The organism is Collimonas sp. (assembly GCF_039923675.1).
Classification (GTDB): domain Bacteria; phylum Pseudomonadota; class Gammaproteobacteria; order Burkholderiales; family Burkholderiaceae_D; genus Collimonas.
Map to the genome: position 1 here is coordinate 114,863 of NZ_JBDTCG010000090.1, position 13,151 is coordinate 128,013.

At 59.4% G+C, this 13,151-nt stretch carries 8 protein-coding genes; 6 read left to right on the forward strand and 2 right to left on the reverse strand.

The features are described from left to right. The first annotated feature begins 18 nt into the window (after positions 1-18). Positions 19-231: a DUF1653 domain-containing protein gene (locus tag ABI171_RS19960; RefSeq protein ID WP_348094285.1), complete on the forward strand. Its 213-nt coding sequence runs from the start codon at positions 19-21 to the stop codon at positions 229-231. 66 nt (positions 232-297) lie between these two features. On the opposite strand, the gene ABI171_RS19965 is transcribed toward ABI171_RS19960, so the two are convergent. Then, positions 298-2,562 carry an arginine/lysine/ornithine decarboxylase gene (locus ABI171_RS19965; RefSeq protein ID WP_348094286.1) on the reverse strand — a complete coding sequence of 755 codons (2,265 nt, stop codon included), beginning with the start codon at positions 2,560-2,562 and terminating at the stop codon, positions 298-300. Positions 2,563-2,840: 278 nt separating this feature from the next. Next, complete coding sequence (locus ABI171_RS19970; RefSeq protein WP_348094287.1) at positions 2,841-3,353, reverse strand: dihydrofolate reductase; 513 nt, start codon at positions 3,351-3,353, stop codon at positions 2,841-2,843. 373 nt (positions 3,354-3,726) lie between these two features. On the opposite strand from ABI171_RS19970, the gene ABI171_RS19975 reads away from it, so the two are divergent. The 5 genes from ABI171_RS19975 (at position 3,727) to ABI171_RS19995 (ending at position 13,142) form a co-directional block, all read left to right on the forward strand. Continuing rightward, positions 3,727-5,295 (forward strand): glucan biosynthesis protein G, encoded by a 1,569-nt coding sequence (locus tag ABI171_RS19975; RefSeq protein WP_348094288.1) that lies wholly within the window; start codon positions 3,727-3,729, stop codon positions 5,293-5,295. Continuing rightward, positions 5,268-7,871, forward strand: a complete 2,604-nt coding sequence (gene mdoH / locus ABI171_RS19980; RefSeq protein ID WP_348094311.1) for a glucans biosynthesis glucosyltransferase MdoH — start codon at positions 5,268-5,270, stop codon at positions 7,869-7,871. The genes ABI171_RS19975 and mdoH overlap by 28 nt, the downstream gene beginning before the upstream one ends. 134 nt (positions 7,872-8,005) lie before the next feature. Further along, on the forward strand, positions 8,006-9,601 hold the full coding sequence (locus ABI171_RS19985) for a glucan biosynthesis protein D (RefSeq protein ID WP_348094289.1): 1,596 nt from the start codon (positions 8,006-8,008) through the stop codon (positions 9,599-9,601). 325 nt (positions 9,602-9,926) lie between these two features. Next, the gene (locus ABI171_RS19990) at positions 9,927-11,810 is read left to right on the forward strand and encodes an ABC transporter ATP-binding protein (RefSeq protein ID WP_348094290.1); all 1,884 of its coding nucleotides are present in this window, start codon (positions 9,927-9,929) and stop codon (positions 11,808-11,810) included. 66 nt (positions 11,811-11,876) lie between these two features. Continuing rightward, positions 11,877-13,142, forward strand: coding sequence for an efflux RND transporter periplasmic adaptor subunit (locus ABI171_RS19995; RefSeq protein ID WP_348094291.1), 1,266 nt, complete (start codon positions 11,877-11,879; stop codon positions 13,140-13,142). The last annotated feature ends 9 nt before the right edge of the window (positions 13,143-13,151 follow it).

The window sequence follows — 13,151 nt, forward strand, 5'->3', positions numbered from 1 at the left end:
ATTATTCTGGAGAGTTGCATGACTGAAGAAGACGCAAAGAAGATCGCCACGCATCGGCACTACAAGGGCGGCCTGTACCGCTATATCGGTGTCGCCAGGCATTCGGAAACCGAAGAAGCCATGGTGGTCTATGAACACCTGTGGCCGCATGCGCCGGGGCTATGGGTCCGGCCTGCGGATCTGTTCAATGGTTTGCTGGAAAATGGCGCGCGGCGTTTCGCTCCGCTATAAAATCCAAGACGTAAAAAAACCGGGACGCGTTGGCTAGCGTCCCGGTTTTTTAATTGCAGCGTCGGTTTATTGTCTGACGCAATCCACGAAGTAATCCCGCTTGCCGTTCACTTCCCGTTTCACCAATCCATGCACGTCAGTTTCAAAGCCCGGGAATTTCTCGTTGAAATCGCGCGCGAACTTGAGATAGTCGACGATGGTCTTGTTGAAACGCTCGCCAGGAATCAGCAATGGAATGCCCGGCGGGTATGGCGTCAGCAAGATCGAGGTGACGCGGCCTTCCAGCTGGTCGATCGGTACACGGTCGATTTCGCGGTGGGCCATTTTTGCAAACGCGTCGGATGGCTTCATCGCCGGCTGCATGTCGGACAAATACATTTCCGTGGTCAGGCGCGCGACGTCATATGATTTGTAGGTTTCATGGATCTGCTGGCACAAATCGCGCAGGCCGAGGCGTTCGTAGCGGGCGTTCTTGCCGTGGTTGGCGGCGGCGAACTCGGGCAGGATGCGCCAGATCGGCTGGTTCTTGTCGTAGTCGTCCTTGAACTGCTGCAGCGCAGTCAGCAGCGTGTTCCAGCGGCCCTTGGTGATGCCGATGGTGAACATGATGAAGAACGAATACAAGCCGCATTTCTCGACGATAACGCCGTGCTCGGCCAGGTACTTGGTGACGATCGAAGCCGGGATGCCGCTTTCGCCGAACTTGCCTTCCAGCGACAGGCCGGGCGTGACGATGGTGGCCTTGATCGGGTCCAGCATGTTGAAATTCGGCGCCAGGTTGCCGAAGCCGTGCCAGGTATCCTCGGCGCGGATCACCCAGTCTTCGCGGCTGCCGATGCCATCTTCCGAGATGTTGTCCGGTCCCCACACCTGGAACCACCAGTCCTTGCCCCATTCTTCGTCGATCTTCCGCATCGCGCGGCGGAAGTCCAATGCTTCCAGGATGCTTTCCTCCACCAGCGCGGTGCCGCCCGGCGCTTCCATCATAGCGGCGGCGACGTCGCAAGAAGCGATGATCGAATACTGCGGTGAAGTCGAGGTATGCATCAGGTAGGCCTCGTTGAAGGCATCCTGATCCAGTTGCACGCTTTCCGATTCGCGCACCAGGATTTGCGAGGCTTGCGACAGGCCGGCCAGCAATTTGTGAGTCGATTGGGTCGAGAAGATCATCGATTTCTTGGCGCGCGGACGGTCCTTGCCGATCGCGTGCATGTCTTTATAGAAGTCGTGGAAAGTTGCATGTGGCAACCACGCTTCGTCGAAATGCAGGGTGTCGATTTCGCCGTCCAGCATGTTCTTCAGCGTCTCGACGTTGTAGATCACGCCGTCGTAGGTCGATTGCGTGATGGTCAGGATACGCGGCTTCTTGTTGACGGCTTCGCGCGCAAACGGATTGGCTTCGATCTTCTTGCGGATGCTTTCCAGCGTGAATTCTTCCAGCGGGATCGGGCCGATGATGCCGAGGTGATTGCGGGTCGGCATCAGGAAGACCGGAATGGCGCCGGTCATGATGATTGAGTGCAGGATCGATTTGTGGCAGTTGCGGTCGACTACCACGATGTCGCCCGGCGCCACGGTCGAGTGCCACACCATCTTGTTGCTGGTGCTGGTGCCGTTGGTGACGAAGTAGCAATGGTCGGCGTTGAAGATGCGCGCGGCATTGCGTTCCGAAGCGGCCACCGGGCCGGTATGGTCGAGCAGCTGGCCGAGTTCTTCGACGGCGTTGCAGACATCGGCGCGCAGCATGTTCTCGCCGAAGAATTGATGGAACATCTGGCCGATAGGCGATTTCAGGAAAGCCACGCCGCCCGAGTGTCCCGGGCAATGCCACGAATAGGAACCGTCCTGGGCGTAATGCACCAGCGCGCGGAAGAAGGGCGGCGACAGGCCGTCCAGGTAAGACTTGGCTTCGCGGATGATATGGCGCGCGACGAATTCCGGGGTGTCTTCAAACATGTGAATGAAGCCGTGCAGTTCGCGCAGGATGTCGTTGGGGATGTGGCGCGAGGTGCGGGTTTCGCCGTACAGATAGATCGGAATGTCGGCATTCTTATGGCGGATTTCTTCGACGAAGGCGCGCAGTGATTTCAGCGCGTGGTCGGTTTCTTCAAACGATCCGGCGCCGAACTCTTCGTCGTCGATCGACAGGATAAAGGCGGAGGCCCGCGATTGCTGCTGGGCGAACTGCGACAGGTCGCCGTAACTGGTCACGCCCAATACCTCCATGCCTTCTTCTTCCATGGCGTCCGCGAGTGCGCGGATGCCGAGGCCGGAAGTGTTTTCGGAACGGAAGTCTTCGTCAATGATGACGATGGGGAAGCGGAATTTCATCGAGGTCTCCAAGAGACAGTGGTTGATAACAAGGCTGCACAACGAAGCGGTGAATCAAAAATCGAAGTGGCGATTAAAAACGTTGTCCCGCGTAGCGCTGGAGACGCTCGCGGAGGTTGCCTTGGTAGGGCAATCCAGCCTGCTGCTTCAAGCGTCGCCGCCAGTAGCGGGGAGCTTAAAAAAGAAAGTCGAATTTTCGCAGATATGTACGAAATTGGGGATAAAGATGATGGAAAAACGGCAGAAAACAACAGATGGGTTTCCATCATCGGGCCGGGTCAGCTGCCGGCCTCGCCGTCAGCGTGCGACCGGCGCTGGTACACCACGAAAGCGTAGTCGAAGCCGTTGGCCTCCGAATGGTGGTTTTCGCGGGAAATTTCCTGCCATTGCAGGGGATCGCGCGCCGGATAGAAAGCGTCGCAGTCGAAGCTATGCCGGATCTCGGTGACGATCAGGCGTTGTGCAAGGTCCTGGGCGGCGGCATAGATTTCGGCGCCGCCGATGATGAATGCTTCGGCGTCGCCGACCAGCGCCGCCGCGGCCGCCAGCGAAGGCACGCTTTCAACGTCGTCGTGACGCCATGCGGAATTACGGGTGATGACGATGTTGCGCCTCTGCGGCAAAGGGCGGCCGATCGATTCAAAGGTTTTGCGGCCCATGATGATCGGGTGGCCCGAGGTCGTGCGTTTAAAGTGCGCCAGATCCTCCGGCAAGCGCCAGGGCAAGGTGTTACGGATGCCAATGCCGTTGCGGGCGTCGGTGGCGACAATAATCGTGAGGCGTGAGGTCATGGGCGCTGTTGCATGAGCCCGCTTTAGGCGGGTTGGTATTAAAAGCGTGATCTTACTATAAAGTCTGTAACGGAACTTTGTCGTCTATGCTTGCTCTTAAAAGCCATGGCCTGTTAACGTAAGCTAAGCTGGGCTAAGAGGTTTTTGCCGCTACGGCGCATGATGGCAGCATTCTGCTGCCAACTTGGCAAGTTTCTGCCATTCAATGTGCATGTTTTATGGCTGCTGGCGCAGATACGAGTGCGTCATAGCTAGCTCATTGCTCGATGGATATAAAAAATGATGGAACACTGCTAGACTACCGCTTGCTCTCGATGGCGCCTGGATGGCGTTCTCGGACAAGTCAATCTAAGCAGTGTCAGATGGGAATCCAATGCATTTAAATTTGTCTCAGCGGACGCACTCGCGTATTTCCGTTCTAGCGCGGACGCGTATCGCCGTTCTGCCGTTTGCCGCAGCATTGTTGCTGCCATGTCTCAGCGGCAACGCATTCGCCTTCGATTTTAATAACGTTGCCAAGCAGGCAAAAGATCTGGCCGCCAGTTCATTCAGCAAGCCAGAAGGCAGTTTGCCGAAGGAAATCAGCAATCTCGATTACGAGCAATACAAGGACATACGTTTCCGTCCGGAAAAATCTACCTGGCGTAGCCAGAAATTGCCGTTCGAACTGGCCTTCTTTCATGAAGGCTATGCCTTCGACCAGCCGGTGAAGATCAGCGAAATCAATGGCCAGAGCGTGCGTGAAATCCGCTTTGATCCTAATGATTTCGACTATGGCGCAAACAAGGTCGATCCTAAAAAAATGCGTGCGCTCGGCTTCGCCGGCTTCCGCGTGCATTTCCCGCTGAATACGACTAAATACAAGGACGAGGTTATGTCGTTTCTCGGCGCCAGCTATTTCCGCGGGCTGGGCAAGGATCAGACCTACGGCCAGTCGGCCAGAGGCCTGGCGATCGATACCGGACTCAGTTCAGGCGAAGAGTTTCCGCGCTTCACCGAATTCTGGATCGAGCGGCCCAAGGCCAGCGACAAAGAGCTGACCATTTATGCGCTGCTCAATTCGCGCCGCGTCACCGGCGCTTATCGCTTCGTGCTGAAGCCGGGCGTCGATACGACGGTCGATGTCAAGGCCCAGTTGTACCTGCGTGAAAATGTCAGCAAACTAGGCCTGGCGCCGCTGACCAGCATGTTTCTGCATGGCGATAATCAACGTTCGCAGGTCGATGACTACCGTCCCGAAGTGCATGATTCCGACGGTTTGTCGGTCGCCTCCGGCACTGGTGAATGGATCTGGCGGCCGCTGGTCAATCCGAAGCGCCTGCTGGTGACTTCTTATTCGTTGAGCAATCCTGCCGGTTTCGGCCTGATGCAGCGCGACCGCGATTTTGCCAGCTACCAGGATCTGGATGCGCACTATGAAAAGAGGCCAAGCGCCTGGGTCCAGCCCAAGGGCAACTGGGGTAACGGCCGGGTAGAACTGGTGCAGATTCCGACGCCGGACGAGACCAACGACAATATCGTCGCCTTCTGGGTCCCGGAAACGCCGCCGAAGGTAGGCCAGCCCTTCAATCTGGAATACACTTTGTCATGGCAGAAGGATGCTGAAAAGCGGCCGCCTTTATCGTGGGTTACACAGACCCGGCGCGGTCTCGGCGTGCTGAAAAAGACCGATGACAACAGTATCGGCCTGGTGGTGGACTTTGAAGGCCCGGTATTCAAGAAACTGTCTGACAAGGTGCAGCCGGAAGGCGTGGTCAGCGCCGACGATAACGGCAAGGTGCTGGATACCAAGGTGGAGCGCAATGACGTCACCGGCGGTTGGCGCATGTCGGTGCGGGTGCGCCGTAACGAAGACAACAAACCTGTCGAGCTGCGCGGCTTCTTGCGCGGCGGCAGCACCACCTTATCAGAAACCTGGAGCTACATATTACCGCCCAACTAGACCGTCAGCCGATGTCCGTGACTAGCGCAACCGATGTGCTGGATTTACCCGATATGATGCCTGAAACCAGTGAGCGCTACCTCGACCGCCTGCCGCTTTCGGCGGAGCGCCGCGCAGCGTTGTCTGTGCAATTGAGCGCTGCCGGCGATACGTCGCTGACGGCCTTGCACCATGCCCTGACTGCCGATAGCCATGCCGGCGGCAACGCTGCGCTGGCGCAAGACAATCCGGCCTATGCTTCGGTAGCCGCACGTTTGCAACTGGCGTTCGCCGATGTCTCGTCGACGGAGCAGCCGCTGCCCGGGATCAGTACCGACGCTGCGGGCCGCTCGCGTATCGAGATTGCACCGCCTTTGCACCGTACGCCTATCGTCGCCCATCCCTGGGGAACCTTGAATCCGCTGGTGCGCTGGATCGAAACCGCCAACAGCAAATTCGACCTGCGGCCACGGGCCAAGCAGCGCCGCTATAAAAAGGCCGCACGCTCGACCGCGCTGCCGCAGCCGGAACCATTGCCGGTGGCTGAAGCGGACAGCCAGGATCAGCACATCAGCAAGTCGCGCGGCAATCTGCGCCGCATCGTGCTGCTGATGCTGATGCTGGCGCAGACCGCGATGGCGACGTATTTCATGAGCGCAGTCCTGCCATACCACGGCGACAAGCCGCTGGAACTGGTGACGCTGGGCTTGTTTGCGCTGTTGTTTTGCTGGGTGTCCGCGGGTTTCTGGACGGCCATGGCCGGCTTCCTGGTATTGATGCGCGGTAGCGACCGCTATGTGATTTCACGCGAAGAGGCGGCGCCGGGTCCGATCCCGGCCAGCGCCAGGACGGCGATCGTGATGCCGATCTGTAATGAAGACGTGACCCGGGTGTTCGCCGGTCTGCGCGCGACTTACGAATCGGTAGCCGCCAGCGGCGAACTGGATCGCTTCGATTTTTTCGTGCTGAGCGATAGTGGCGACAGCGATATCTGCAGCGCCGAGCTGGATGCGTGGGCCAGCCTGTGCCAGACGGTGGGCGGTTTCGGCCGCATCTTTTACCGCCATCGCCGGCGTCGCGTCAAGCGCAAGAGCGGCAACATCGACGATTTCTGCCGTCGCTGGGGCGCCAACTACAGCTACATGATCGTGCTTGACGCCGACAGCGTGATGAGCGGTACCTGCCTGACCACGCTGGTGCGTTTGATGGAAGCCAATCCGACGGCCGGCATCGTCCAGACCGCGCCGCGCGCCGCCGGCCGCGATACGTTGTATGCGCGCATCCAGCAATTCTCTACACGCGTTTACGGCCCGTTATTTACCGCCGGCCTGCACTATTGGCAGCTGGGCGAATCGCATTACTGGGGGCACAACGCCATCATCCGTTTGCAGCCGTTCATGGAACATTGTGCTTTGGCGCCGTTGCCGGGCGAGGGCGCTTTGGCAGGCGAGATCCTGTCGCATGACTTTGTCGAAGCGGCGCTGATGCGGCGCGCCGGCTGGGGCGTGTGGATTGCCTATGATCTGGCCGGGAGCTACGAAGAAATGCCGCCGAATCTGCTGGATGAGCTGAAGCGCGACCGCCGCTGGTGTCAGGGTAACTTGATGAACTTCCGCCTGTTCCTGGCGCGCGGCATGCATGCGGTACACCGCGCGGTGTTCGTGACTGGCGTCATGGCTTATCTATCGGCGCCATTGTGGTTCTTGTCGCTGCTGCTGTCGACCGTATTGCTGGCGGTGCACACGCTGGTGGCGCCGGAATATTTCGTGACGCCGGGGCAGTTGTTCCCGGTGTGGCCGGAATGGCATCCGGAGCGGGCATTGGCCTTGTTCAGCGCCACCGCTACCTTGCTGTTCCTGCCGAAAGTGCTGAGCGTAGTGCTGATCTGGACCAAGGGCGCCCGCGAATTCGGCGGCGCCTTGCGCCTGACCTTGAGCATGATCATGGAACTGCTGTTCTCGATGCTGCTGGCGCCGGTGCGCATGCTGTTCCATACGCGCTTCGTGGTTGGTGCATTCCTGGGCTGGACCATCAGCTGGAAATCGCCGCCGCGCGACGATGCCGAAACCAGCTGGGGCGAAGCCTGCCGCCGGCATGGCAGCCATACGTTGCTCGGTTTGATCTGGGGTGGCGGCGTGTACTGGCTGGAGCCGGGCTTTCTGTGGTGGCTGTTGCCGATCGTCGGTTCGCTGATGTTGTCGATTCCCTTGTCGGTATTTTCCAGCCGCGTCACGCTCGGCCGCGGTTTTCGCCGCGGGCGATTTTTCGTGATCCCGGAGGAAGTCGATTTGCCGCCTGAACTGGCGGCAACCACGGTATATAACGACAACGGCAAAGTGCTGGCGAGTTTCAACGATGCAGTGGTCGATCCGGTCATGAATGCCTTGCTGTGCGCGGCGGTGACTGCGCGTCCGGCGGTGCCGGCAGCAACCCTGGCGCGGCGTGCGGCGCTGCTCGACAGCGCGTTGAAAGGCGGCCCCGACAGCCTGACGCCGCGGCAGAAAAATGCCTTGCTGGATGACCCTCTGACCTTGTCCCGGCTGCATTTCGAAATCTGGAATTCGGCGTCGGCCAATCGGCGCTGGCAAGCCGCTTAGCACTACTAAAAATCGTTACCAAAAAATGCAGTCATCCCCGCGAACGCGGGGATCCATTTTACGCAGTAACTTGGATTCCCGCGTTCGCGGGAATGACGTCAGCAAGCACCTAGTATCTTCAAACAAGGAGCACCATGTTACGACGTGATTTTCTGAAAGCGTCGGCGGCACTTGCTGCCGCCGGTTTCCCGGCCACTTCATTGCTGGCGGCGGCAAGCGCGCCCGGCCAGCTGAAATTTCTCGGCGCGCCGCAAGCGTTTGATTACGCCTGGCTCAAAGGCCATGCCCGGCAGCTCGCCGGCCAGCCTTACACGCCGCCGGAGAACCATATCCCGGACGCGGTCAAGGCGCTCGACTGGGATCAATACCAAGCCATCGGCTATCGTGAAGATCACGCCTTGTGGGGCAAGGACCAGTTGCGCTTCCAGGTCAAATTTTTCCATCTCGGCCTGTTCTTCAAGAGCCCGGTGCAGATCTACGAATTGAAGAATGGCATGGCGCAAGAGCTGGCCTACGATCCAGCGATGTTCAACTATGGCAAGAGCGGCCTGAAGGCTGAGCACATGCCGAAGGATCTTGGCTTTGCCGGTTTCCGTGTCAATTTTCATACCGATCTGGAGCGCGATATCACGGCGTTTCTGGGCGCCAGTTATTTCCGCGCGGTTGGCGCCGAATGGCAGTATGGTTTGTCGGCGCGTGGCCTGGCGATTGACTGCGGCATGGACAAGCCGGAAGAGTTCCCGATGTTTACCCATTACTGGCTGGAACGTCCGGCCAAGGATTCGGGCAAGCTGGTGGTCTATGCCTTGCTTGACTCGCCTAGCGTCTCTGGCGCCTACCGCTTTGAAATCCAGCCCTCGGCCACCATGGTGATGGATGTCGATGTCGCGCTGTATCCGCGCAAGACCATCGAGCGGATGGGGATTGCGCCGCTGACCAGCATGTTCCAGTACGGTGAGAACGACCGCCGCATCGGCGCCAGCGATGACTGGCGTCCGGAGATTCATGACTCCGACGGCTTGTCGCTGCAGCGTGGTAACGGCGAATGGATCTGGCGGCCGCTGACCAATCCCGAGCATCTGCGCTTCAACGCTTATCAAGACGAAAATCCGCGCGGCTTCGGTTTGCTGCAGCGGGATCGCAATTTCGATCACTATCAGGATGACGGCGTGTTTTACGACCGCCGCCCGAGTCTGTGGGTGGAGCCTAAATCGGGCTGGGGCAAGGGCGCCGTGCAACTGGTGGAAATCCCTACCGCGGATGAGACCTTCGATAATATCGTGGCGTTCTGGAATCCGGCCGAAAAGCCGCAGGCCGGGCAAGAGCGCTTGTTTGCCTATCGCCTGCATTGGGGCAGCAAGATGCCGTTCTCTTCGCCGCTGGCGCAAGTGGTGGCGACCCGCACCGGCATGGGTGGCATCATCGGCCAGAAACGCGCCTATTACTCGCGCCGCTTTGCGATCGATTTTGCCGGCGGCGATCTGGCTTTGCTGGGCAAGGACGCCAAGGTGCAGCCGATGATCAGCGCCTCCCGTGGTAAAATCGAGATCGGTTCGGCGCGTCCGCTGGATGCAATTCATGGTTATCGCATCATGTTTGACCTCAAGCCGACCGACGACAGCGTCGAGCCGATCGACGTGCGGGTATACCTGGCGGCCGATGGCCAGCCCTTAAGCGAGACCTGGCTATACCAATGGACTCCGCCAGCGCCGGCCAAGCGTATTTTTTAAGGCCGTGCCGGATTTTCTTGGGCGAGTCCTGTAAAAAAACACGTACAAATACCAGTGTTGTCGTCCCCGCTAACGCGGGGATCCATTCTGATCCAAGGCTCTGCGCCTCCACCACGGATTCCCGCGTTCACGGGAATGACCCGGTCAGGAACGACGTTGAGACGATAATGGGGCAGGCGGCGTCGCCTGGCCTGGCCTGGCCGGTTACGCTGCGCCAGTCCAATACCCGTTCTTTCTTCTATAGGCCGCCGTAAGCGCCTGTTAAATTTACAATATACTGTGAGGCTTGGGTATTTTTTACCCTGCCTATTCTGGGAGCATTTCCATGTTTGGTTGGTTTGAAAGACTGTTGCATCCTTATCCGGATACGGTCATGACGCCGCCGCCGCGCGGATTTTTTGCGTTTGTCTGGGCCTGCACCAAGGGCTTGCGCCCGTACATCATCGCCATGACCTTGCTGACTGCCGTCACCGGCGCGTTCGAAGCTTTACTGTTTGCCATGATGGGGCGCATCGTCGATTGGCTCGGCAAGGCCGAACCGTCGACCCTGTGGACGCACGAAAGCACCAATCTGCTGTTGCTGGCGGCTGTATTGCTGGCCAGCCCGATCGTCGTCGCCCTGCAGAGCATGTTCAAGCAGCAGGCGCTGGCGGGTAATTTTCCGATGCTGCTCCGCTGGAAATTCCATCGCCTGATGCTGAACCAAAGCATGCATTTCTATCAGGACGAATTTGCCGGCCGGGTCGCCACCAAAGTCATGCAGACTTCGCTGGCCGTGCGCGACGTCTGCATGATCCTGTGCGACATCCTGGTGTTCGTGGTGATTTACTTCTTTACCATGGTGGCGGTGGTGGGCAGCTTCAGCGGCTGGATGCTGGTGCCGTTCCTGGGCTGGTTGGCGCTGTATACCCTGGCATTGCGCTATTTCGTGCCACGCTTGAGCAAGGTCGCCAAGACCCAGGCCGATGCGCGCTCGCTGATGACTGGCCGCATCACCGATGCCTATACCAATATCGCCACGGTCAAGCTGTTCTCGCATGCCGGCCGTGAAGCCGGCTACGCCCGTTCGGCGATGCAGGAATTCTTGCAAACGGTGCACGGACAGATGCGTCTGGTGACCAGTTTTGAAATCGTCAATCACACCCTGAGCATGCTGCTGATCCTGAGTACGGCCGGCGCTGCGCTGTGGCTGTGGACCCAGGGTCAGATCGGCATCGGTGCGGTTGCTGCGGCGACCGCCATGGCCTTGCGCCTGAACGGTATTTCGCATTGGGTGATGTGGGAGTTTGCTTCTTTGTTCGAGCAGGTCGGCACGGTGCAGGACGGCATCAACACCTTGTCCCGCCCGCACGCGGTGCTGGACCAGGCTGACGCCAAGCCGTTGAAAGTCAGCCAGGGCAAGCTTGATTTCGAGCAGGTCGGCTTTGCCTATGGCGGTCAGCGGCCGGTGATCGACCACATGTCCTTGCATATCCGTCCGGGCGAAAAGATCGGCCTGGTAGGCCGTTCCGGCGCCGGTAAATCGACCATCGTCAATTTGCTGCTGCGTTTCTACGATGTCGAACAGGGTCGTATTCTGATCGACGGCCAGGATATTTCGCACGTCACGCAGGATAGCTTGCGGGCGCAGGTCGGCATGGTGACGCAAGACACATCGCTGCTGCATCGTTCGGTGCGCGACAACCTGCTGTACGGTCGTCCCGACGCTACCGATGCCGACATGCTGGCGGCGGCGCAACGGGCCGAAGCGCATGAATTCATCCTGACGCTGACCGACCCCAAGGGCCGTACCGGCTACGATGCTCACGTCGGCGAACGCGGCGTCAAGCTTTCCGGCGGCCAGCGCCAGCGGATTGCGATTGCCCGCGTGATGTTGAAAGACGCACCTATCCTGTTGCTGGACGAAGCTACCAGCGCGCTCGATTCAGAAGTCGAAGCGGCGATCCAGGCCAGCTTGTACCGGTTGATGGAAGGCAAGACCGTGGTGGCGATTGCCCATCGCTTGTCAACCATTGCCGCGATGGACCGTTTGATCGTACTCGATAAGGGCCGTATCGTTGAGCAGGGCGATCATCGCAGCTTGCTGGAGCAAGGTGGTTTGTATGCACGTTTGTGGGCGCACCAGAGTGGTGGTTTCCTGGGCGAAGAAGCGGGTGAAGAGGAAGCGCCTGCCGCAACCCTGGGGGGAGCACAGACCGAGCCGGCTTAGGCCGGATGCATGCACCATTGCTCCAACATATTTGACCTGAACCCGACTAACTCTGAATTTGCACCAATGACCGTTGAATCGACCGACAAGTCCGTCGCGCCTAGTGCTTTCGGGCACACCAGCCGGCGTTGGCTGATCGTTATCCTGGCTGCACTGATTGCGATCGGCGCAGGCTTCGTGCTGTGGAAAGGACTCTTGCAGCGGCCGCCGCCGGCGCCCGAGCCGGCGCCGGTGCGGCTGCAGACGGAAGCGGTGCGGAGCGGCGATATCGAGCAGGCGGTGTTCGCCAACGGCAAGCTGCAGCTGCATAAGTACAGCGATGTGATGGCGCAGGTTTCGGGCCAGATCAAGGATGTGCTGGTGATGGTGGGCGACGACGTCAAGTCGGGCAAGATGGTGGTCGAGATCACGCCGACCTTGCCGTCGGCGCAGATCGAGAGCAATCGCGCCCAGCTGGCAAGGTTGCAGGCGGAGCTGTCGGACCAGCGCGCGCAGCAGGATTTCGCCGAATTGCAATACAAGCGGCAGACCCAGCTGAAAGCGGAAAATGCGACGCGCGAGGAATCCTTCGAGTCCAGCCGCATGAGCATGTATTCGGCGGCGGCCAAGGTGGAGGCGATCAACGCCCAGATCCGTCAGATCGAGGCGACCGTAAAAAACGATGATGTGACGCGCAGCCATACCGAGGTGCTGGCGCCGATCAGCGGCACGGTGGTGGCGGTGGGCGCGCGTACCGGGCAGATGGTGAACGCCGGCCAGCCGACTGCGCCGCTGGTGCGGATCGCCGACCTGAGCCGTTTGACGGTGCAGGCGCGGGTGGCGGAAATCGACGTGCCGCTGCTGCGCAAAGGCATGACCGCCTATTTCACGACGCCCGGTTATCCCGGAAAACGCTGGAGCGGCAAGTTGCGGCAAGTGGTGCCGGTGCCTGCCGACGGTTCGGGTGAACAGGGCAAACAGACTTTTTATAATGTCTTGTTCGAAGTCGATAATCCGCAACAGGAACTGATGAGCGGCATGAGCACCCAGGTACGTTTTGTGCTGGCGCAGGCGCAAGACGCCGTGTTGCTGCCGGTGGCATTGCTGGGGCAGCCGCAGTCCGATGGCAGCTATGTGGTCAACGTCGCCGGCGCCAATCAGAAAGTGACGCCGCGGCAGATAAAAATCGGTATCCGCAACCAGCAAATGGCGCAAGTCTTGTCGGGACTGCAGCCGGGCGAGCAGGTGGTGGTGGCAGCCAGTGCCGTTCCTGCAAAAAACGGCACAACTGCAGCTGCAGCCAGCGCTTCCGCAGCCTCGTCTTCTGCCGCTGCTGCAGCCAAGGGGCATTGATGGCAACCG